We start from the raw sequence: 21666 nt of genomic DNA, 5'->3' as shown, positions 1-21666 counted from the left end.
GCGCGGGAGGGACGCGTCCTCCGCGGGGGACTTGTCCCGGATCAGACGTTAATCGTCGTGCTGAGGCGGCGCCCCTCGATCGAGCGTCCGGCGGAGATCTCGTACGAACCCTTCACACTTGGCCAGGTCCCCGCCGTCCTGTCCGGACCTCGCGTCCCGCGGTGGGCGCCGCCGGCAGCGCCCGCACCATGGCACGGGTCGCTTCCGGCACGCGATACTGCGGCCGTCCCACCGCACCACGCGCGCCCCGCAGCGACGGAAGGACCCGAACTCCCGTGACCCGCATACGCATCGGCCTGATCGGGCTGGCCCTGCTGACCGGCCTGTCCGCGCCCACCGCCACGGCATCCGCCGCCGCACCGCCCTCCCCCACCACCGAGGAACAGCGGCTCGACCAGGCCGTGCCGCAGGAGATCCTCCGGCGCTCCGGATTCGCCGACGCGGCACCGGAGTTCGGCCAGGCCCTGCACCACGCGCGCTCCTACGCGCAGGCCCGCCGCATCGTCGTACGCGAGGGGTCCGCGCTGTGGCGGCGGGCCGTGGAGCGGGCGCAGGGGCGGGGGCCGGCCGGCGGCGATCTGAGCCGGGACGACGACCGGCCGCTGTACTGGGCCCGGCTGGGAATGACCCGGGAAGTGCGCACCTGGGAGCCCAACTTCGGGCTCACCGACCGGCAACGGGACGCACTGCTGGACCGGTTGGAGCGGACCTCGCGCGGGCAGAGCGACATCCGCTACCCGGGGCAGGGGCACCTGCGGCGCGTCCTGCTCACCGGGTTCGACCCCTTCACGCTCGACCGGGACATCCGCATCTCCAATCCCTCGGGGGCGACGGCGCTCGCGCTGGACGGCACGGTCATCGAGACGGCGCGGGGACCGGCGCGCGTCGAGGCGGCCGTGTTCCCGGTGCGCTGGCAGGACTTCGCCGAGGGCACGGTGGAGCGGACGCTGCGGCCGTACCTGCCGGAGGTGGACCTGTTCACGACCGTGAGCCAGGGCCGGGTCGGCCGGTTCGACGTCGAGCGCACCAACGGCGCCTGGCGGGGCGGCTTCGCGGACAACGACAACGTCGGCCGGACCGGGACCATCCCGGTCACGGACCCGGCGTCGCAGCCGCAGTGGACGGGCACCACCCTGCCGTACACCGCCGTCGTGGCCGCGCGGACGGGCCGCTTCCCCGTCTACGACCACACGGAGGTGACCGAGATACCGGCCGGCGGCACCGCGCCCGTCGTACGGCCGGACGGGCCGACCCCCGGCTCCACCGCCCGTGCCGGGGCCGGCGGCGACTACCTCTCCAACGAGATCGCCTACCGGGCCACCCTGCTGCGGGACCGGCTCGGGCTGCACGACACGCTGCCGGGCGGGCATGTGCACACGCCCGTGCTCCAGTTCGGGGCCGGGAACACCACCGAGGTGACCGACCCCGAGTTCGTGCGCAACCGGCTGGACATCATCGCGCAGGTCCGGTCGATCGTCGCCGTGTCCGTCGGTGCGGCGGAGCGAAGGCCGGGCTGACGCCGGGACCGGCCGGGACGGGACCTTAGGGCGAAGGTCTCGGTCAGGGGGTGACGTCCTGCGTCCGGGGCGCGTCCGCGCCGTCCTCGCCGGTCTCCTCGCCCAGCAGGTCGCGGGCGAGGAGCGTGGCGCCCGCGACCGCGCCCGGCATCAGGAACACCGCGACGAACGGGACCAGGAAGGCCAGGCCCAGGGGGGTGCCGAAGCCCCAGACCAGGGTCTTGCGGGAGCGGAGCAGGGTGAGCCGGGCGCGCAGGTCGACGCCCCGGCGCTGCATCGCCACGGCGGCCAGTTCCTCGGTGAGGAAGAAGCCGGTGACGAAGAAGCCGATCACGGGGACGACGGTCTGCCCGACGAACGGCAGGAAGCCGAGGGCGAAGAGCAGGACCCCCCACAGGCCGGCCCGCACCAGGACGCGCAGGCTGTCCCGGGCGGAGATCCACAGCTCGCGCAGGAGCGGCAGGTCCGACCGCGGGGCGGTGCCGTCGGGCGAGACGTCGGCGTCGACCTTCTCCGACAGGTTCTCGTAGAAGGGCTGGCCGACCAGCAGGGTGACGGCGGTGAACGTCAGCACGGCCAGCAGCAGGCCGAGGGCGAAGAGGACGGCCGTCAGGAAGCCGCGGAACAGGCCCTGCCAGGGGCTGGACCAGTCGTCCGCGAACGGGGTCGCCCAGCCGACCGCGTCCGCGCCCCACACGGCGAGCGCGACCAGCGCGGCGGCGTACAGCACCAGCGTGATCAGTCCGGGCAGCAGCCCGAAGCCGTAGCTCCGCCCGTGCCGGGCCACCCATCGCTGGCCCTTCAGCAGATACCCGAAACCCACCCCAAGATCGCGCATGGCGAGGACTTTACTGGCTCGGTGTGACAGCGCGGGTGGCCGGTGACGGCGGGGCCGGCCGGTACCGGGCGGGGTCTCAGGCGTCCAGCATGCGGCGGAGCAGGTCACGCAGGGAGCGGCGCTGGTCGTCGGTGAGCGCGGCGAGCGGCTCGCGGGCGAAGTGCAGGCCCTCGCGCAGGTCCCGGGCCACCCGGCGGCCCTCCTCGGTGGCGGCGGCGACCTTCACCCGGCGGTCGGCCGGGTCGGGGCGGCGCTCCACCAGGCCGCGGGACTCCAGCCGGTCCACGATCCCGGTGACGTTCGACGGCTCGCACTTGAGCTTCTGGGCCAGCTTGCGCATGGGCAGCGGTTCCAGCGAGAGCAGGCTGAGCAGCCTGGCCTGCGGGCCGGTCAGCGTGTGCTCGCCCGCCGCCTCCTCGTAGTCCGCGTAGAAGCGGGCCACGACGTCACCGATCAGCTCGACCACCTCCATGGTCAGGGGGTCGGGGCGGTGGGTCTTCGATGGGGTGGACATACCCCCCAGGATACCCGCTTACTTGACATCATGAAATATTCAGGGGCATGGTTGTTTCAGGTACTGAAGTAAATGGCACGAAAGGCTCCGTCATGATCAACCGCGAGTGGCACCTGCTCAGCCGACCGGTCGGCTGGCCGAAGCCCGAGGACTTCGCCCTCGTCGAGGCGCCGGTCCCGACCCCGGGCGAGGGTCAGGTACTGGTGCGGAACGAGTACCTCTCCGTCGATCCCTACATGCGCGGGAGGATGAGCGCGGCCAAGTCCTACGTCGCCCCCTTCGAGCTGGGCAAGGTCATGCAGGGCGGCGCGGTCGGCGAGGTGGTCGAGTCCCGCGCCGAGGGCATCTCCGCGGGCGACCACGTCCTGCACTTCTCCGGCTGGCGCGAGTACGCGGCCGTGGACGCGAAGAACGCCGTGAAGGTCGACCCGGAGGCCGCGCCCCTGTCGACGTACCTGGGCGTCCTCGGCATGACCGGTCTGACCGCCTACGCCGGCCTGCTGCGCACCGCCTCCTTCAAGGAGGGCGACACCGTGTTCGTGTCGGGCGCCGCCGGGGCCGTGGGCAGCCAGGTGGGCCAGATCGCCAAGCTCAAGGGCGCCTCGCGGGTCATCGGCTCGGCCGGGTCCGACGAGAAGGTCAAGCTGCTCGTGGACGAGTACGGCTTCGACGCCGCGTTCAACTACAAGAGCGGCCCGGTCGCCGAGCAGCTGCGCGAGGCCGCGCCCGACGGCATCGACGTCTACTTCGACAACGTCGGCGGGGACCACCTGGAGGCCGCGATCGGCTCGCTGAACCAGGGCGGCCGGATCGCCGTCTGCGGCATGATCTCGGTCTACAACAACACCGAGCCCGCGCCCGGCCCGAGGAACCTGGCCCGGCTGATCCAGACCCGCGGCCGGATCGAGGGCTTCCTCGTCGGCGACCACTACGACCTCCAGCCGCAGTTCGTCCAGGAGGTCGGCCCCTGGGTCGCCTCGGGCGCGCTGAAGTACCGGGAGACCGTGGTCGAGGGCATCGAGAACAACCTGGAGGCGTTCCTCGGGGTCCTGCGCGGCGACAACATCGGCAAGATGGTCGTCAAGCTCTGACCTTCCTCCGGTTTCCGGCATGCGGTAGCTTCTTTCCGAAATCCGTCGTCGACCGTGGGCGCGAGTCGCGGCGGACCGAGGAGGAAGACAACCGCATGCCCATCACGCAGTCCGACGTCCTGTACACCGCCGTCGCCACCGCCGAGAACGGCCGCGACGGACGGGTCGCCACGGACGACGGCCGACTCGACGTCGTCGTCAACCCGCCGAAGGAGATGGGCGGCAGCGGGTCCGGGACCAACCCGGAGCAGCTGTTCGCCGCCGGTTACAGCGCGTGCTTCCAGGGGGCGCTGGGGGTCGTCGCCCGGCAGGAGGGCGCCGACGTGTCCGGGTCCACGGTCACGGCCAGGGTCGGCATCGGGAGGAACGACGAGGGGTTCGGGATCATCGTGGAGATCTCGGCGAGCATCCCGAACGTCGACGCGGCCACCGCGAAGGCTCTGCTCGACAAGGCCCACCAGGTGTGCCCCTACTCGAAGGCGACGCGCGGGAACATCAGCGTGACGCTGGTCTGACCTCCGTCGTTCCTTACTTCGGCAGCCGCATCCTTGGACGTGGGGTGCGGCTGCTTCTCGGCCGGGGGCGTGCGCTGTGCGCTCCTCAGCCGGCCAGCGCCGCCTTGTGGACCTCCGCCGCGAACCTGTCGTTCTCCGGGGCCGCTCCGCCCGGGAACGCGAACCTGCGCCGCGTGTAGCCGTAGGCGATGCCCGCGTGCGGGTCCGCGAAGGCCTGGACGCCGCTTGCGCCGCTGTGGCCCAGCGTGCCCGCGCCCAGGAACGGGTGCCAGAGGTCGGCCGTCGCCTGGAAGCCGAGGCCGAAGGACTTGTGGACGCGGGCCACCAGGTCGTACCCCGTGGAGTGGATCTGGGCGAACTCCGCCAGTGTGTCGCCCTTCAGCAGCGGGCTCCTGCCGTCCACCTCGCTGATCATCGCCGCGTACATGCCCGCGAGACCGCGCGCCGAGCCGGTCCCGCCCACCGAGGCGGGCCCCTGGGCGCGGATCAGCCGCTGGTTCGGCAGGCTCTCCAGGTCGGTGGGCTCCGCGCCGTGCCGGTTGAAGGCGATCGACCCGAGGGTGTGCGGGCCGGTCGGCACGGCGTCGAGCTGCGCCTGCTGCGCGGGCGTCGGCAGCATCGGCAGGACCGTGCGGAAGCGCGGCTCGTGCGCCTCGGGCAGACCCAGATGGAGGTCGAGGCCGTGGGGGGCGCGGACCCGCTCCTCGTACACCTCCTGGAGCGTGCGGCCCGTCGCCCGGCGGACGACCTCGCCGGTCAGCGCGCCGATGACCAGCGCGTGGTACCCGAACGCCGCGCCCGGCCGCCAGAACGGCCGCTGGTCGGCGAGGCGTTCGGCGATCATCCGGTCGTCGGCCAGCTCGGCGACGCTGAACCCGGTGTCGGTGCCGACCAGCCCCGCCCGGTGCGCCAGCAGGTCCCGCAGCGTCAGCGCGCCCTTGCCCTCGCCGGCGAACTCCGGCCAGTAGTAGGTGACTTTGCGGTCCAGCTCCAGCGTGCCGTCCTGTACGAGCAGCGCCGCCACCAGATGGGCCGCGCCCTTCGTGGCCGAGTAGAGGGCGTACAGCGAGTCACCCGTCACCCCGGCACCCGCCCACAGGTCCACGACCCGCCGTCCGTGGACGTATGCGCACAACTGGCCCTCGTAGTCCTGCCGTTCACCGGCGACGAAGGCGGCGAACTCCTCGCGCACCGACTCGAAGCCCTCGGCGACCGTGCCCTGGACGGTGATCTCCTGCGTCATCCGCTCTCCTCGACCGAACCGCTGCTCACTGCTCCCCCCTCGGCACGACGCCCTGCCCCGGCATCGGGCGTTCCCGAGACCGGTACGGCGAGACGTGCCTGCTCGACTCAACCACCGTGAGGGCCCAGGGGTGTCACGGATAGCCCGGATGGCCGATGGCGCGGGGCGGCGGGGGTGCGCCGGGGCGTGCTTCACGTGCACACGGACGGAGCCGGACGCGCGCGGACGCTCAGGTGCCCGCGGACGTCCTCAGGTGCACCACCACAGGAAGCGGTCGCAGGTCTTCGTCGGCGACGGCTCGGGCGTGGGCGCGGAGGTCGTCGGGGCCGCGGTCGGGGTGGCGGATGGGCTGGGGGGCGGGGCGGCCGGGGTCGTCGGGGTCGCACCGGAACTCGTCGTGGCCGATTGCTGCGCCGTGCCGGTGTCCGTGACGGAAGGGGAAGCGGAATCCTCGTCCTTCGGGGACTTCGACGAGGAGGCGGAGGCCGAGGCGTCCGGGGAGGCGGACTCGCCCGCGCGCGGGGTGGCGCCGGAGGCGGTGCCTGGGGGGCCGGCGGTGCGGTCCGGCGCGACGGAGGCGGCGCCGCCGTCCGCCGAGGTGTCCCCGGCCGGGGCCGGGGTGTCGCTGGAGAAGGGCGAGAAGGGCGCGTCCGTGCCCAGTTCCGCGAGACTGAGCCCGCCCGCCGCGAGGACGAAGCCGGCGGCGACCAGAACGACACGGCGGCGTCTTCGGCGGTGTGCGGCGGCCTTGCGGTCGCGGCGGCTGCCCTCGGCCTCGCCCCGGGCCCGCCGGCCGGCCGGGGCGACCTCGTCGTCGGCGGCGTCGGCCGCCACCCCGGCCGCTTCGCCGGCCTCCGCCCCCGCCGGTTCCGGTTCTGCCGCCCGCTCCGGCTTCCCGGGGGCGTCCGGACCGCCGTGCGCCTCTTCGTGCGGCTGCTCGTACGGCGCCTCGAACGACGGCTCGTACGGCTGCTCGTACGTCGCCGGTGTCTGCGTCTGCCCGTGCCCGTGCGCGGCCGGCGCCGCCGCGGGGGCCGCGAGCCGGTCGGCAGGGGTTCCGCACCCCGGGCAGGCCAGGGCGCCGTTGAGGTGCCGTCGGCACGGGAGGCAGTAGTTCATGACGCGGGAAGACTAGAGTCCGCGCGGTTCCGGTTCCAGGCGTGGTTGTGAAGGTTTGGTGCGGGGTCGAATGTGTTGTCGAAAGCCGTGCCGAAACCGTTACCTGTTCGACCCATTGACACCCCCGCCGGACCGTCCTTACTGTCACGCCAACATTTCGAACGTGTGACGAAATCTCGAACAGCTGAGGGGCAACTGCCGTGCGCATCACCGGAATCAGCACGCACGTGGTCGGCACGCCGTGGCGCAACCTGACCTACGTCCAGGTGCACACCGACGAGGGCATCACGGGAGTCGGCGAGACCCGGATGCTCGGGCACACCGACGCGCTGATCGGCTATCTGCGGGAGGCCGAGGCCAACCACATTCTCGGCTCGGACCCGTTCGCTGTCGAGGACCTCGTGCGCCGGATGAAGTACGGCGACTACGGCCGGGCCGGCGAGATCGTCATGTCCGGCATCGCGGTGGTCGAGATGGCCTGCTGGGACATCAAGGGCAAGGCGCTGGGCATGCCGGTGTGGCAGCTGCTCGGCGGGAAGGTGACCGACAAGGTCAAGGCGTACGCCAACGGGTGGTACACCACCGAGCGGACCCCGGAGGCGTACCACAAGGCGGCCCAGGGGGTCATGGAGCGCGGCTACAAGGCGCTCAAGATCGACCCCTTCGGCACCGGGCACTTCGAGCTGGACCACCAGGAGACCCTGTACGCGGTCTCGCTCATCGAGGCCGTGCGGGACGCGATCGGCCCGGAGGCGGAGCTGATGCTGGAGATGCACGGCCGCTTCTCCCCCGCCACCGCCGTCCGGCTGGCCAAGGAGATGGCGCCCTTCAAGCCCGCGTGGCTGGAGGAGCCGGTGCCGCCGGAGAACCTCAAGGCGCTGGAGAAGGTCGCCGCCAAGGTGGACGTCCCCGTGGCCACCGGTGAGCGCATCCACGACCGGATCGAGTTCCGCGAGCTGTTCGACAGCCAGGCGGTGGACATCATCCAGCCCGACGTCGGCCACATCGGCGGCATCTGGGAGACCCGGAAGCTGGCCGCCACCGCCGAGACGCACTACATGCTCGTCGCCCCGCACAACGTGGGCGGTTCGGTGCTCACCGCCGCCTCGCTCCAGGTCGGCTTCACCTCCCCGAACTTCAAGATCCTTGAGCACTTCAATGACTTCGCGGACGCGGAGATCAAGAAGGTGGTCAAGGGGGCGCCGCAGGTGAACCCGGAGGACGGCTGCTTCCACCTCTCCGACGCGCCGGGGCTCGGCGTCGAGCTGGACGTCGACGCGGCGGCGGAGTTCCCGCAGCAGCAGGCCCGGTTCGACCTGTGGGCCGAGGGCTGGGAGCAGCGCAAGCCGAAGGGCACGAAGTGAGCTCCCAGGTCCTGGTCGAGGCGCCGGGGGTGCACCGGGTCGAGGCCCACACGCCCCGGCAGCCCGGTCCCGGCGAGGCGCTGGTCGCGGTGCACGCGGCCGGCATCTGCGGCAGCGACCGCGAGGTGTACCAGGGCAACCGGCCGGACGGGTACGTGCGCTATCCGCTCACGCCCGGACACGAGTGGTCGGGGACGGTCACGGCGGTGGGTGCCGGGGTGCCCGGCTCGCTGGTCGGCCGCAAGGTCGTCGGCGAGGGCTTCCGCAACTGCCAGGTGTGCGAGCGCTGTCACGCGGGCGAGACCACGCTGTGCTCGGCCGGGTACGAGGAGACCGGGTTCACCCAGCCGGGAGCCATGGCCGCCACGCTGACCCTGCCCGCCCGGCTGCTGCACGTCCTGCCGGACGACGCCGACCTCACCGCCGCCGCCCTGCTGGAGCCGGCCGCCTGCATCGCGGCCGCCGCGCTGAAGGCGAACGCCCAGCCGGGCGAGCGGGTCGCGGTGGTCGGCACGGGCACGCTGGGCATGTTCGCCGTGCAGTTCCTGAGGGCGGTCTCGCCGGCGGAGCTGCTCGTGGTGGGCACGCGGAACGACCGGGAGGCGCTGTCCCGCCGGTTCGGGGCGAGCGACTTCCGGCTGAGGGACGAGGAGGTGCCCGGCGACTTCGACGTGGTGATCGAGACCGCCGGGTCGGCGTCCGCCGCGCGCACCGCCGCCGCGCTGCTGCGGCGCGGCGGGCGGCTGGTCCTCACCGGGATCCCGGCGCCGGGCGCGGACGGGCTCGACCCGACCGATCTCGTCGTACGGCAGCTTGAGGTGCACACCGTCTTCGGGGCGCCGCCGGAGGCCTGGGCGCACACCGTGCGGGTCTTCGGGGCCGGGCTGCTCGACCCGCTGCCGCTGGTCACCCACGAGCTGCCGCTGACGGAGTTCCCGCAGGCCATCGAGCTCGTGGGGGCCGGCGATCCCAAGGTAGGCAAGGTGCTGCTCCGCCCCTGACCGTACGCCGGTCAGGGCGTGACCTGACGGCGCCCTGACCGGCGTACACCCAGCGCTTCTCCATACCCAGAGCCGCGAACCTTGTCCGAAATACCGAACACTCAGGACCCTAAGGACAGCTTGTGACCGACGCTTCCCCTCCGGCAGCCCGCAGGCCCGGCGAGCAGGTGCTCGCCGCACTCGGCCTCGGCGCGCCCGCCCTCGACCCCGCCGACGCCTCCACCCACACCTTCCCGGGCGGCGGTCGCTGGCGCACCGAGATCCCCTCGTGCGAGGGTCCCGAAGCGCTGGCGGTCGTCCTGAAGGAGTCCTCGCGCCTCGATGTGCCGATCCACCGGATCAGCCAGGGCAGCGGCGTGTGGATGCTCACCGACGCCGAGATCACCGAGATGGTCGACGCCACGAACGAGCGCGACATCGAGCTCTGCCTGTTCACCGGCCCGCGCGGCACCTGGGACATCGGCGGCTCGGTGCGGTCCGACTCGCGGGGGGCCGGCCTGCGCGCCCGGGGCCACGACGCCGTCGCCGGCTGTATGGAGGACGCCGTCCGGGCCACCGAACTGGGCGTCAAGTGCCTGCTGGTCGCCGACGAGGGCGTGCTGTGGACCCTGCACCGGGCCCGCGAGGCCGGGATCATCCCCGCCGACACCACGCTGAAGGTCTCGGCGCTCATCGGCCCGGTCAACCCGGCCTCGTACGCCGTCTACGAGCGGCTCGGCGCCGACTCCGTCAACGTGCCCAGCGATCTGACGCTGGACCACCTCACCGAGATCCGCCGGGCCTCCGGCGCCCCCATGGACATGTACATCGAGGCCCCCGACGACCTCGGCGGCTACGTCCGGATGTACGAGGTCGCCGAGCTGATCCGGCGCGGCGCACCGCTCTACCTGAAGTTCGGTCTGTCCAAGGCCCCCGGCATCTACCCGTGGGGCACCCACCTGCGGGACGTGACCCTGGACACCGCCCGGGAGCGGGTGCGGCGCGGCCGGCTCGCCCTGGACCTGCTCGCCCGGCACGGCGCGGACGGCGACATGGCGCCGCTCGGCTCCCGACTGCCGGGAACGCTCCACCGCTTCCCCGTCCAAGCACCCGCACCTGTCACCTCCGCTCCTCTCAACGACGAGAACGACAAGGACTGATCCCACATGCGCAACCGCAGAGCCGCACTCGCCGCGATGGCCTCAGCCGCCTCGCTCGCCCTCACCCTCACCGCCTGCGGTCAGAGCGGCGAGGGCGGCAGCAAGGAGAAGTCGGGCGACGTCAAGGGCGCCACCATCGGCATCGCCATGCCGACCAAGTCCTCCGAGCGCTGGATCTCCGACGGCAAGAACGTCGTCAAGGACCTTGAGGCCAAGGGCTACAAGACCAAGCTGGTCTACGGCGAGGACGACCCGGAGACCCAGGTCTCGCAGATCGAGAACCTGATCACGCAGGGCGTCAAGGGCCTGATCATCGCGGCGATCGACAACAAGTCCCTGGACCACGTCCTCCAGGAGGCCGCCGACGCGCACATCCCGGTCATCTCCTACGACCGGCTGATCCTCGGCACCAAGAACGTCGACTACTACGCCTCGTTCGACAACGAGAAGGTCGGCAAGCTCCAGGGCCAGTACATCGTCGACAAGCTCGGGCTCACCAACGGCAAGACGGGCCCGTTCAACATCGAGCTGTTCGCGGGCTCCAACGACGACAACAACACCAAGTACTTCTTCGGCGGCGCCATGAGCGTCCTCCAGCCGTACATCGACAAGAAGCAGCTGGTGGTCAAGTCCGGGCAGACCAAGCTGACCCAGGTCGTCACCCTGCGCTGGGACGGCACCACCGCGCAGAAGCGCATGGAGGACGTCCTCACCTCCGCCTACAAGAGCGGCCGGGTCGACGCGGTCCTCTCGCCGTACGACGGCATCTCCATCGGCATCCTGTCCGCCCTGAAGTCGGACGGCTACGGCTCGGGCAGCAAGCCGCTGCCGGTCATCACCGGCCAGGACGCCGAGCTGGCCTCGGTGAAGTCGATCATCGCCGGTCAGCAGACGCAGACCGTCTACAAGGACCTCCGCAAGCTCGCCGAGGTCGCCGCCACGATGATGGACGACTCCCTGAAGGGCAAGAAGCCCGAGGTCAACGACACCAAGACGTACGACAACGGGACGAAGGTCGTGCCCGCCTACCTGCTCCAGCCGGTGAGCGTCGACAAGAGCAACTACAAGCAGGTGCTGGTCGACGGCGGTTACTACACCGAGGCCGACCTCAAGTAACCCGCCCATTTCCTACGGATTGGAAGGCACGACCATGGCGGGACCCGTCCTGGAAATGCGCTCGATCGTCAAGACCTTTCCCGGTGTCAAGGCGCTGTCGGACGTCACCCTGACCGTCCGGCAGGGCGAGGTCCACGCCATCTGCGGGGAGAACGGCGCCGGCAAGTCCACCTTGATGAAGGTGCTCTCCGGCGTCCACCCGTACGGCAGTTACGAGGGGGACATCCTCTTCGCGGGAGAGACCTGCCAGTTCAAGGACATCCGGGCGAGCGAGCAGCACGGCATCGTCATCATCCACCAGGAACTGGCGCTGGTGCCGCACCTGTCCATCGCGGAGAACCTCTTCCTCGGCAACGAGCACGCCACGCGCGGACTCATCAACTGGCGCGAGACCCTGCGCCACGCCACCGCGCTGCTGCGCCGGGTCGGTCTGGACGAGCACCCGGAGACCCGGGTCGCCGACATCGGCGTGGGCAAGCAGCAGCTCGTCGAGATCGCCAAGGCGCTGTCCAAGCAGGTGAAGCTGCTGATCCTGGACGAGCCGACGGCGGCCCTGAACGACGAGGACAGCGACAAGCTCCTCGATCTGATCCTGGAGCTGAAGAACCAGGGCATCACCTCGATCATCATCTCCCACAAGCTCAACGAGATCCGCAAGGTCGCCGACTCGGTGACGATCATCCGGGACGGGCGGTCCATCGAGACCCTCGATGTGAAGGCACCGGAGACGACCGAGGAGCGGATCATCGCCGGCATGGTCGGCCGCGACCTCGACCACCGCTTCCCCGAGCGCACCCCGCACCAGCCGGAGGAGGGCGCGGCACCGGCGCTGGAGATCCGCGGCTGGACCGTGTTCCACCCGATCGACCAGCAGCGCAAGGTCGTGGACGACGTGTCCCTGAACGTGCGCCGCGGCGAGATCGTCGGCATCGCGGGCCTGATGGGCGCGGGCCGCACGGAACTCGCGATGAGCGTCTTCGGGCGGGCCTACGGCCGGTACGCGGCCGGCACGGTCCTGAAGGACGGCACGGAGATCCGTACCAAGAGCGTGGCGGAGGCGATCGGGCACGGCATCGCGTACGTCACCGAGGACCGCAAGCACTACGGCCTGAACCTCATCGACACCATCAACCGGAACGTCTCGCTGACCGCGCTGCACAAGGTCGCCAAGCGGGGCGTGGTGGACGAGCACGAGGAACGGCAGGTCGCCGAGGGCTTCCGCAAGTCCATGAACATCAAGGCGCCCACGGTCTTCGAGCCGGTGGGCAAGCTCTCCGGCGGCAACCAGCAGAAGGTCGTCCTCAGCAAGTGGATCTTCGCGGGTCCCGACGTGCTGATCCTCGACGAACCGACCCGCGGCATCGACGTGGGCGCCAAGTACGAGATCTACACGGTCATCGACCAGCTCGCCGCCCAGGGCAAGGCGGTCGTCTTCATCTCCTCCGAGCTGCCCGAACTGCTCGGCATGTGCGACCGCATCTACACGATGGCCGCCGGGCGGCTGACCGGTGAGGTGCCGCGGGCCGAGGCCACGCAGGAAGTGCTGATGCGCCATATGACGAAGGACAAAGAGGTAACGCGATGAGCACGGATGTGACCGCCAAGAGCCCGGCCCCCGCGCCGCCGGGCAGGAGCGGAGCGGCTGCCGACGGGGGACTGCTCGGCCTGATGCTGGCCGGTCTGCGCCGCAACATGCGCCAGTACGGCATGCTGATCGCGCTCGGCCTGATCGTGGTCCTCTTCGCGATCTGGACCGACGGGGACCTGCTGCTGCCGCGCAACGTCTCCAACCTGGTGCTCCAGAACAGCTACATCCTGATCCTCGCGATCGGCATGATGCTGGTGATCATCGCCGGGCACATCGACCTGTCGGTCGGCTCGCTCACCGCGTTCGTCGGCGCCTTCGCGGCCGTACTGACCGTGCAGCACGGGATCTCCTGGCCCGTCGCGCTGGTGCTGTGCCTGGTGATCGGCGCGGTCGCCGGCTCGATCCAGGGCTATCTGATCGCCTATCTCGGCATACCGTCCTTCATCGTCACCCTCGCCGGGATGCTCCTCTTCCGCGGCCTCACCGAGATCCTGCTCAAGGGCCAGACCCTCGGCCCGTTCCCGGACGGTCTGCAGAAGCTCGGCAACGGCTTCCTGCCCGAGGTCGGCCCGAACACCAACTACCACAACCTCACCCTGCTGCTCGGGCTCGTCCTCATCGCGGCCGTGGTGTGGCAGGAGTTCCGGGACCGCCGCCGCCAGCAGGAGTTCTCCCTGGACGTGCTGCCGACCCGGCTGTTCCTGCTCAAGCTGACCGCCCTGGTCGCCGCGATCCTCGTCCTCACCCTGCTGCTCGCCAGCTACAAGGGCGCCCCGATCGTGCTGATCATCCTCGGCGCGCTGGTCGTCGGCTACGGCTACGTCATGCGCAACGCGGTCTTCGGCCGGCACATCTACGCGATCGGCGGCAACCTGCCGGCGGCCAAGCTGTCCGGCGTGAAGGACAAGAAGGTCACCTTCTACGTCTTCCTGAACATGGGCGTGCTCGCGGCCCTGGCGGGTCTGGTGGTCGCCGCCCGGCTGAACGCGGCCTCGCCGAAGGCGGGCGTCAACTTCGAACTGGAGGCCATCGCCTCCTCGTTCATCGGTGGCGCGTCCATGAGCGGCGGTGTCGGCACCGTCCTCGGCGCCATCATCGGCGGTCTCGTCCTCGGCGTGCTGAACAACGGCATGAACCTCCTCAGCGTCGGCACCGACTGGCAGCAGGTCATCAAGGGCCTCGCCCTGCTGGTGGCGGTCGGGTTCGACGTGTGGAACAAGCGCAAGTCCGGTTCGTAAGCGCCCAGAAAACGGAGCCGCACCCATGGAACTGAACAGACGCACGGTCATCGCGGGAACAGCAGCGGCGGGCCTCGCCGCCACCGCCCTCGGCGGCGCCGCCGAAGCCGCCTCGGGAAGGAAGCCGGTGAGGGAACTCTTCGGCACCCTCGCCGACGGCACGAAGGTGTACCGCTGGTCGCTGGAGAACGGCGGCACCCGGCTGAAGGTCCTGTCCTACGGCGGCATCGTCCAGACCCTGGAGCTGCCCGACCGGCACGGCCGGTACGCCAACGTCGTCGCCGGCTTCGACGACATCGCCGACTACGTGGCGAAGAGCCCGTACTTCGGCGCCCTGATCGGCCGGTACGGCAACCGCATCGGCAAGGGACAGTTCACGCTGGACGGCAAGTCCTACCAGCTCTCCGTGAACGACGGCGCCAACAGCCTGCACGGCGGGGCCCAGGGCTTCGACAAGCACGTGTGGGACGTGGAGCCGTTCACCAAGGGCTCGGACGTCGGGCTGCACCTGCACTACACGAGCGTCGACGGCGAGATGGGCTACCCGGGCACGCTGCGGACGACGGTGACGTACACCCTCACCCGGCACGGCGACTGGCGCATCGACTACGCGGCCACCACCGACAAGGCCACCGTCGTCAACCTCACCAGCCACGTCTACTGGAACCTGGCCGGTGAGGGCAGCGGCACGATCGAGGACCACGAACTCACGATCGCCGCCTCCCGGTACACCCCGACCGACTCCGGCCTGATCCCCACCGGCGAGCTCGCCGGGGTCGCGGGCACCCCGTTCGACTTCCGGCACGCCAAGCCCGTCGGCCGGGACCTCAGGGCAGGCCACGAGCAGCAGGTGCTGGCCAAGGGGTACGACCACAACTGGGTGCTGGACAAGGGGATCACGGCGCGGCCCGAGCACGTCGCCACCCTGCGCGACCCGCGCTCCGGCCGCACCCTGAAGATCGCCACCGACCAGCCGGGCCTCCAGTTCTACTCCGGCAACTTCCTCGACGGGACGCTCACCGGCACCGGTGGCCGCACCTACCGGCAGGGCGACGCCCTGTGCCTGGAGACGCAGCACTTCCCGGACTCGCCGAACCACGCGGACTTCCCGTCGACGGTGCTGCGGCCGGGGCAGACGTACCGGACGTCGACCCTCCACACCTTCGGGGCGTGAACCGGCTCACACCGCCGGTGAGTTGAACGGCACTGCCGTCTCCTCCGTATCGAAGGGTGGCCCGTGCTCCCCCGCACGCGCCACCCTTCGACGGAGGTTCCCTTGGCCGGCAACGTCACCTCGTTGTTCCGCGGCACCGCCGCGCACAGCCCCTCCATGGCCGCGCTGACGCGGGAGGGCGGCGACGGGACCGGCCCGGTGGACTTCTGCATCCCGTGCAATCCGTACTTCCCGACGCCCGCCATGTTCGAGGAGATGGCGGGCCGGCTGCGCGAGATCGTCACGTACTACCCCAGCAGCGCCGACACCATCACGGCGGAGCTGTGCGACCTGCTCCGGCTCCCGCCGCAGTGCGTGGCGATGGGCAACGGCTCCACGGAGCTGATCACCTGGATCGACCACCTGCTGGTCCGCGAGTCCCTGGCCGTCCCCGTGCCCACCTTCGGCCGCTGGACCGACCAGCCGATGGAGACCGGCAAACGGGTCGACATGTTCCCGCTCCAGGAGGCGAACGACTTCGCCCTGGACCTCGGCCGGTACGCCGAGTTCATCCGTGCCCGCGGCACCCGGGTGGCCGTGATCTGCAACCCCAACAACCCCGACGGCGGTTTCCTGCGCCGGCAGCAGATCGTGCAGTTCATGGACACCATGGCGGACCTCGATCTGGTGATCGTGGACGAGTCCTTCCTGGAGTTCGCCGACGCGGAGGCCGAGCCCAGCGTCGTCCAGGAGGCCGTGCTCCGCCCCAACGTGATCGTGCTGCGCAGCCTCGGCAAGAACTTCGGCCTGCACGGCATCCGCTTCGGCTACCTCGTCGCCAACCCGGCGCTCGCGGGCAAGGTCCGCTCCATGCTGCCGAAGTGGAACCTCAACTCCTTCGCCGAGCACGTGGTGTTCATGCTGAAGGAGCACGGCGCCGAGTACGCGCGGAGCCTGGCGCAGGTCCGCCGCGACCGCCTGGAGATGGCCAGCCACCTCTCCGCGCTCCCCGGCCTCACCGTCTACCCCTCCCAGGGCAACTTCCTCTTCGTGCGCCTGCCCGTCGGCGCCGAGGGCACGGTGGTGCGGGACCGGATGCTCACCGAGCACCGGATCCTGGTGCGCGAGTGCGGCAACAAGATCGGATCCTCCAGCCGCTTCCTGCGGCTCGTGGTGCGCCCCCAGGTCGACGTGCGTCGCCTGGTGTCCGGCCTGGAGCAGGTGCTCTACGGGTCCAGGAGGAAAGCCGCCGTACCCGAGCCGGGCACCGGGACCGGCTACAGCTCGGGTACGGCGGCGGTCGACCGGCTGGTCAGCGAGACCAACGGGGCCGGCATGCGGCTCACACCGGCCGGCCCCGCTCCGGCCGCCGGCACCGGCATGCCGCTCCCCGCCGCCGTGGCACCGGCCGGCGGCGGGATGCCGATGCCGGCGGCAGCCCCACCGCTCCCGACACCGGCTCCGGCGGCTCCGGCGGCTCCGGCGCCGACCGTGCTGCCGGCACCGGCACCGGCACCGCCGGCCCCCGTCCCCGTGCCGCTCGCGCCCGCCGCGGCCGTCGCCCCCACCCCGCCCGGTGTTCCGGCCCGGGGCGGGCTCACCGCCGCCCAGGTCCGCGGGACGACGGCCCCGGCGCCCGCCGCCGGCCTGACCCCGGCCCCCGCGACGGGCTGGCCCAACGCGCAGAGCTGGCCGAACGCGGCGGGGGCGGGCCAGGCGGCCGTCTGACGCCGCTCCCGGCGATTGATACGTTCGCCCGATGCCGGTGACTGTCACGTACGAGAACCTGAACACCTCCGACCTGCCGAGACGGGGGATGACTCCCGCGACGGCACCCGTGCACGTCCTGCTGGTGGACCTGGAGGCGGACCTCGTCATCCGGGACGGCGGGCGTACGGTGTGCGCGGTGGAGGACTTCCCGGTCGCCGAGCTGGCACGGGCCCTGGTCACCTGGCTGGAGCGGGACGGGGAAGGGCAGGCGCGGGAGGGCTTCCGTTTCGAGTCGATGTCCTTCGAGGAGCTGGGCACGGTACGGATCGAGGAGACCGGCGGCGGCTGGCGGGTGGGCTCGGTCTTCGAGCCGGACGACTGGACCGCGCCGGTCCCCTGGGAGGTCCTGGTGGCGGAGCTGACGCGGTTCACGGAAGCGGTCCGCGAGGGGGTCACGGACCTCGGTGCCGCCCCCTTGCTGATCCCCGCACTCAGCACGCCGCCCTCGCCGGGGAAGTGACCGTCGGGCCCCGCTCGCTTCTCCCCGGTCTGGAGTGAGGCGGGTCAAGGGTGGACCGGAGGGCCGTCGCCGAAGGCGACGCGGAGCGCGTCCTCCAGCGGGCGGCCCGGCGGCAACCGGCTCGGCCGGCGCCCGTTCACCCGCCCCGGACGCCCGTGGGGAGGACCGTCCTGAGGGACGTGACCGGGTGGCCGATCTCCAGGGAGCCGAGGATGCCGTCGAGGAGGGCGGCACCGGGGGCACCGGTGGGCGGCGCGGGGCGCGTGCCGGCTTCGGCGGTCCCGGCGGATGCCAGGAGGGCGGCCGTCAGGGCGGTGACACAGGCGAGTTTCTTGATCATGCCCGTCCCAACGACGCACGCCCGCGGGGGAAACCCACCGGTGCGCCGGCCGGGGGACCGGCGTTACGCCTTACGGGTTCTCCCAGGCCGCCGGTTCCGCCGCCAGGGCGCGGACCGGCTCGGGGAGGGCGTCGGCCGCGAGGTCGGCGAGGGTGACGCCCTCCAGGATGCGGCGGACGTTGGCGCGCAGGGCGATCCACAGGGGCAGCAGCGGCTGGGCGGTGCCGCTGTAGGAGAGGCCGGTGGGGCGTTCGCCGCGTACGGACACGATCGGGCCGTCGACCGCCCGGATGACGTCGGCCACGGTGATCGAGGCCGCCTCCCGGGCCAGGCGGTAGCCGCCGCCCCCGCCGCGCCGGCTGTCGACGACCCCGGCCCGTCGCAGGTCGCCGAGGATCCCTTCCAGGAACTTGTGCGGGATCTCCTGCACGGCGGCGATTTCCTCTGCTTTCACCGGGCCGTTACCCTGCCGTACGGCCAGCTCCAGTACCGCCCGTACCGCGTAATCCGCCCGTGCCGAGATCCTCATGGGTCCATTGTGGGGCGTGTCCGTGGGGAGAATGGCCGGACCGCGCCCCCGTAAGACCGCCCGGGAGGATCCACCTTGGCGCTCAGCAGACGTACCTTCAGTGCCCTGGCCGGCTCCGCCGCGCTCGGTCTCGCCCTGGGCGGCAGCGGCGGCCCCGGGGCGCCCTCCGCGTACGCGGGCAGCAGTGCGCCGACCGGTCCGGCACCGCTGCCGCCGCGCGTCGACGGCGAGCGGCACACCATCGGATACGACCGGTACTCGCTGCTCGTGGACGGACGGCGGCTGGTGGTGTGGTCCGGCGAGATGCACCCGTTCCGGCTGCCCAGCCCGTCCCTGTGGCGGGACGTGCTCCAGAAGATGCGGGCGCACGGGTACAACGCCGTGAGCATCTACGTGGCGTGGAACTATCACTCCCCCGCGCCCGGACAGTACGACTTCAGCGGCATCCGGGACCTGGATCTGTTCCTGCGGACGGCTGCCGAGACCGGGCTGTACGTCCTTCTGCGGCCCGGCCCTTACATCAACGCCGAGGTGGACGGCGGGGGTTTCCCCGGGTGGCTGACGGCGACCAGGGGCACGGCCCGGACCGACGACCCGGTCTACCTGGCGCACGTGGACGAGTGGCTGACCGAGGTGAACCGGATCGCCCGCCGGCATCTGTTCACGCAGGGCACCGGCACGGTCCTGCTGTACCAGATCGAGAACGAGTACGACGCCCATGTGGACGAGGCCACCGGGCGGAACTACATGGCTCACCTGTACCGGAAGGTCCGGGGCGACGGGATCGACGTCCCGTTGTTCCACAACGACAAGGGGCGGAACGGGTACTGGGTGCCCGGGTCGTTCGACACCGGTGGGGAGAGGGGCGGCTGGCTGTACGGATTCGACGGGTATCCGTCGCCGTCCCAGAACCCGCCGGACTGGGGGCACTACGGGCCCGGCGGGGCGAAGGGCGGGGCCACCGCCTCCCCCTCCACGCCCGGGTTCGTGCCCGAGTTCGGGGGCGGCTGGTTCGATCCGTGGGGCGGGGCGTGGTTCGACGGCAAGGGGTACGCCGAGTCGCGGCGCACCCGGGACGCCGCGTACGAGCGGCGCTTCTATCTGACCAACCTCGCCAATGGACTCACCCTGCACAACGTGTACATGACGTTCGGGGGGACGTCGTGGGGCTGGCTGCCCGCGCCGGTCGTCTACACGTCGTACGACTACGGCGCCGCCATCGACGAGGGCCGGAACGTCACGGACAAGATCGCGCCGATGCACCAGCTCGGCCATCTGCTCCAGCGCGTGCCCGACTTCGCCAAGCTGGACCGGGCGGCGGACGTGACGGCCGACGGGCTGAAGGTCTACCACCTGACCAACCCGGACACCGGCACCCATGTGTACGTCGCCCGCAACGACGGCGCCGATCCGGTCACCACCGAACTGCCCACCGACGCCGGCAGACTGCCGATCACCGTGCCCGGCAAGGACGCCAAACTGCTCACCACCGGGCTGCCGCTGGGCAGGCGGACCCTGAAGTACGCCACCGTCGCGCCCATGACCGTCCTGACGGCGGGCCGGCAGGACATCGCCGTGTTCGCCGGGCGGACCGACGAGATGGCCGAGCTGGTGCTGAAGTGCCCCGAAGAGCCCTCCGTGCAGCGGCTGGACCCGGAGGCCGGCTGGGCGTACGACCGGAACGAACTCCATGTGAACGCCCCCCTCGGCCAGGACGGGCTGACCCGGGTGCTGGTGCGCAAGGGCGAGACGGACACCCCGCTGCTGCTGCTCTTCGCCGACGACGCCACCGCCGTACGCCTCTTCCCGTACGACACCCCGTCCGGGACCCTCCTCGTCTACGGCCCGGCGCTGCTGCGGCACGCGGAGCTGCGCGGCTCGGAGGTCCATCTGACCGGTGACATCACCGAGCGGACGGGCATGGAGGTGTGGGGCCCGCGCGGGATCGACACCCTGGTGTGGAACGGGCGGAAGCTGCCCACCCGGGCCACGCTCTCCGGCAGCCTGCTGACCACCGGGATGCTGCCGGACGTGCCCGAGGTGCGGCTGCCCGAGCTGGGCGGCTGGCGGATGCGCAGGGAGAACCCGGAGGCGGGCCCGAGCTTCGACGACTCGTCGTGGAAGGCCGCCGACAAGACGTCGTCGTACAGCACCACGGCCGTCCCCGACGGGCAGCCGGTCCTCTTCGCGGACGACTACGGCTTCCACTACGGGGACGTCTGGTACCGCGGCGAGGTGACCGGCACCACCGGGGTCGAGGAGGTCTCGCTCGCCTACAGCACCGGCACGCAGGGCCTGCTGATGGCCTGGCTGGACGGCGAGCCGCTGGGCACGCACCGGATGCCGGTGCCGGACAAGAACGTGACCATCCGCAAGGGCAGCTGGGCCGAGACGGCGGTCTTCCCGGTGCGTGAGCGGCTGCGCTCCCCCGGCCGGCACGTGCTGTCGGTCCTGGTCCGGCGCATGCAGCACGACCAGGACGGCAAGGCGCTCGACACCCACAAGGCGGCGCGGGGCCTGACGGCGGTCACCTTCAAGGGCGCCTCGCCGAAGGTGCGCTGGCGCATCCAGGGCGCGGGCGCCGCCGACCCCGTGCGCGGGCCGATGAACAACGGCGGTCTGTACGGCGAGCGGGAGGGCTGGCACCTGCCCGGCTTCCGGGACGGGGACTGGGAGAAGGCGACCTTCCCGCGCGCGGCGCGGTACCAGGGCGTGACCTGGTACCGGACGGCGTTCCGGCTGTCGGTGCCCGCCGGCGTCGACGCGTCGGTCGGCCTGACCCTGGACGACGACCCGTACCGCGCCTACCGCGCGCAGATCTTCCTCAACGGCTGGAACCTGGGCCAGTACATCAACAACGTCGGCCCGCAGCACACCTTCGTCCTGCCGAACGGCATCCTGCGCTCCCGGGGCACCAACACCCTCGCGCTGGCGGTCCTCTCGGAGTTCACCACGCTGTCGGGCCCCGGATCGGTGCGGCTGACGCTGCTCGGCAAGGCGGCGGGGGGCGTGCCGGTCACGCCGGTCTGATCACGTTCCAGGACAGCGGCTCCAGTACGGCGGTGACGAAGCGCTTTTCGCGTCACCGGGTCGCACACGAGCTCATAGGTTGTTCCTCGTTGAACAACGGT

Annotated in this window: 19 protein-coding genes; 13 read left to right on the top strand and 6 right to left on the bottom strand. The window is 71.4% G+C overall.

All coding sequences use genetic code 11. The annotated features are described in order from the left end of the window. Nucleotides 1-275: 275 nt before the first annotated feature. The gene (locus AQJ11_RS03645; protein WP_059261818.1) at nucleotides 276-1517 is read left to right on the top strand and encodes a pyroglutamyl-peptidase I; all 1242 of its coding nucleotides are present in this window, start codon (nucleotides 276-278) and stop codon (nucleotides 1515-1517) included. Between the two features lie 43 nt (nucleotides 1518-1560). Here the strand turns inward: AQJ11_RS03645 and AQJ11_RS03640 are convergent, their stop codons facing one another. Continuing rightward, nucleotides 1561-2355: an EI24 domain-containing protein gene (locus tag AQJ11_RS03640; protein ID WP_015493236.1), complete on the bottom strand. Its 795-nt coding sequence runs from the start codon at nucleotides 2353-2355 to the stop codon at nucleotides 1561-1563. Nucleotides 2356-2431: 76 nt separating this feature from the next. Continuing rightward, nucleotides 2432-2869, bottom strand: a complete 438-nt coding sequence (locus tag AQJ11_RS03635) for a MarR family winged helix-turn-helix transcriptional regulator (protein WP_014672490.1) — start codon at nucleotides 2867-2869, stop codon at nucleotides 2432-2434. A 92-nt stretch (nucleotides 2870-2961) separates the two neighbouring features. Between AQJ11_RS03635 and AQJ11_RS03630 the strand changes: the two genes are divergently transcribed. Further along, nucleotides 2962-3960: an NADP-dependent oxidoreductase gene (locus AQJ11_RS03630; protein WP_059261817.1), complete on the top strand. Its 999-nt coding sequence runs from the start codon at nucleotides 2962-2964 to the stop codon at nucleotides 3958-3960. Between the two features lie 95 nt (nucleotides 3961-4055). Continuing rightward, nucleotides 4056-4475, top strand: coding sequence for an organic hydroperoxide resistance protein (locus tag AQJ11_RS03625; protein WP_014672492.1), 420 nt, complete (start codon nucleotides 4056-4058; stop codon nucleotides 4473-4475). Between the two features lie 85 nt (nucleotides 4476-4560). On the opposite strand, the gene AQJ11_RS03620 is transcribed toward AQJ11_RS03625, so the two are convergent. Further along, on the bottom strand, nucleotides 4561-5718 hold the full coding sequence (locus AQJ11_RS03620) for a serine hydrolase domain-containing protein (protein ID WP_059261816.1): 1158 nt from the start codon (nucleotides 5716-5718) through the stop codon (nucleotides 4561-4563). A 249-nt stretch (nucleotides 5719-5967) separates the two neighbouring features. Beyond that, on the bottom strand, nucleotides 5968-6837 hold the full coding sequence (locus AQJ11_RS03615; RefSeq protein ID WP_063807646.1) for an SCO2400 family protein: 870 nt from the start codon (nucleotides 6835-6837) through the stop codon (nucleotides 5968-5970). A 200-nt stretch (nucleotides 6838-7037) separates the two neighbouring features. Here AQJ11_RS03615 and AQJ11_RS03610 point away from each other — a divergent pair, with 200 nt between their 5' ends. The 9 genes from AQJ11_RS03610 to AQJ11_RS03570 all read left to right on the top strand — a co-directional run bounded on the left by AQJ11_RS03610 (nucleotide 7038) and on the right by AQJ11_RS03570 (nucleotide 17666). Next, nucleotides 7038-8201, top strand: coding sequence for a mandelate racemase/muconate lactonizing enzyme family protein (locus tag AQJ11_RS03610; protein WP_059261815.1), 1164 nt, complete (start codon nucleotides 7038-7040; stop codon nucleotides 8199-8201). Next, nucleotides 8198-9202: a zinc-dependent alcohol dehydrogenase gene (locus tag AQJ11_RS03605; RefSeq protein WP_059261814.1), complete on the top strand. Its 1005-nt coding sequence runs from the start codon at nucleotides 8198-8200 to the stop codon at nucleotides 9200-9202. The genes AQJ11_RS03610 and AQJ11_RS03605 overlap by 4 nt, the downstream gene beginning before the upstream one ends. A gap of 122 nt (nucleotides 9203-9324) precedes the next feature. Next, nucleotides 9325-10341, top strand: coding sequence for a hypothetical protein (locus tag AQJ11_RS03600; RefSeq protein ID WP_014672498.1), 1017 nt, complete (start codon nucleotides 9325-9327; stop codon nucleotides 10339-10341). Nucleotides 10342-10347: 6 nt separating this feature from the next. Next, nucleotides 10348-11457: a multiple monosaccharide ABC transporter substrate-binding protein gene (gene chvE, locus AQJ11_RS03595; protein WP_059261813.1), complete on the top strand. Its 1110-nt coding sequence runs from the start codon at nucleotides 10348-10350 to the stop codon at nucleotides 11455-11457. Between the two features lie 34 nt (nucleotides 11458-11491). After that, nucleotides 11492-13042, top strand: a complete 1551-nt coding sequence (mmsA, locus tag AQJ11_RS03590; protein WP_058080400.1) for a multiple monosaccharide ABC transporter ATP-binding protein — start codon at nucleotides 11492-11494, stop codon at nucleotides 13040-13042. Then, nucleotides 13039-14283, top strand: a complete 1245-nt coding sequence (gene mmsB, locus AQJ11_RS03585; protein ID WP_041665149.1) for a multiple monosaccharide ABC transporter permease — start codon at nucleotides 13039-13041, stop codon at nucleotides 14281-14283. The genes mmsA and mmsB overlap by 4 nt, the downstream gene beginning before the upstream one ends. A gap of 25 nt (nucleotides 14284-14308) precedes the next feature. Further along, nucleotides 14309-15457, top strand: coding sequence for an aldose epimerase family protein (locus AQJ11_RS03580; RefSeq protein WP_059261812.1), 1149 nt, complete (start codon nucleotides 14309-14311; stop codon nucleotides 15455-15457). A gap of 102 nt (nucleotides 15458-15559) precedes the next feature. Continuing rightward, nucleotides 15560-17164 carry a pyridoxal phosphate-dependent aminotransferase gene (locus tag AQJ11_RS03575; protein ID WP_059261811.1) on the top strand — a complete coding sequence of 535 codons (1605 nt, stop codon included), beginning with the start codon at nucleotides 15560-15562 and terminating at the stop codon, nucleotides 17162-17164. 31 nt (nucleotides 17165-17195) lie between these two features. Beyond that, nucleotides 17196-17666, top strand: a complete 471-nt coding sequence (locus AQJ11_RS03570; RefSeq protein WP_244218081.1) for a DUF7878 domain-containing protein — start codon at nucleotides 17196-17198, stop codon at nucleotides 17664-17666. 136 nt (nucleotides 17667-17802) lie between these two features. Here AQJ11_RS03570 and AQJ11_RS03565 read toward each other — a convergent pair whose 3' ends face one another. Together AQJ11_RS03565 and AQJ11_RS03560 are read right to left on the bottom strand one after the other, a co-directional pair. After that, nucleotides 17803-18006 (bottom strand): hypothetical protein, encoded by a 204-nt coding sequence (locus AQJ11_RS03565; protein WP_059261810.1) that lies wholly within the window; start codon nucleotides 18004-18006, stop codon nucleotides 17803-17805. 70 nt (nucleotides 18007-18076) lie between these two features. Beyond that, the gene (locus AQJ11_RS03560; protein ID WP_041665151.1) at nucleotides 18077-18535 is read right to left on the bottom strand and encodes an RrF2 family transcriptional regulator; all 459 of its coding nucleotides are present in this window, start codon (nucleotides 18533-18535) and stop codon (nucleotides 18077-18079) included. Between the two features lie 75 nt (nucleotides 18536-18610). On the opposite strand from AQJ11_RS03560, the gene AQJ11_RS03555 reads away from it, so the two are divergent. After that, nucleotides 18611-21565 carry a beta-galactosidase gene (locus AQJ11_RS03555; RefSeq protein WP_059261809.1) on the top strand — a complete coding sequence of 985 codons (2955 nt, stop codon included), beginning with the start codon at nucleotides 18611-18613 and terminating at the stop codon, nucleotides 21563-21565. Nucleotides 21566-21666: the final 101 nt, after the last annotated feature.

This window comes from Streptomyces corchorusii (assembly GCF_001514055.1).
In the GTDB taxonomy this organism is placed as follows: domain Bacteria; phylum Actinomycetota; class Actinomycetes; order Streptomycetales; family Streptomycetaceae; genus Streptomyces; species Streptomyces olivaceoviridis.
This window is presented reverse-complemented; position numbering and strand designations above follow the sequence as displayed.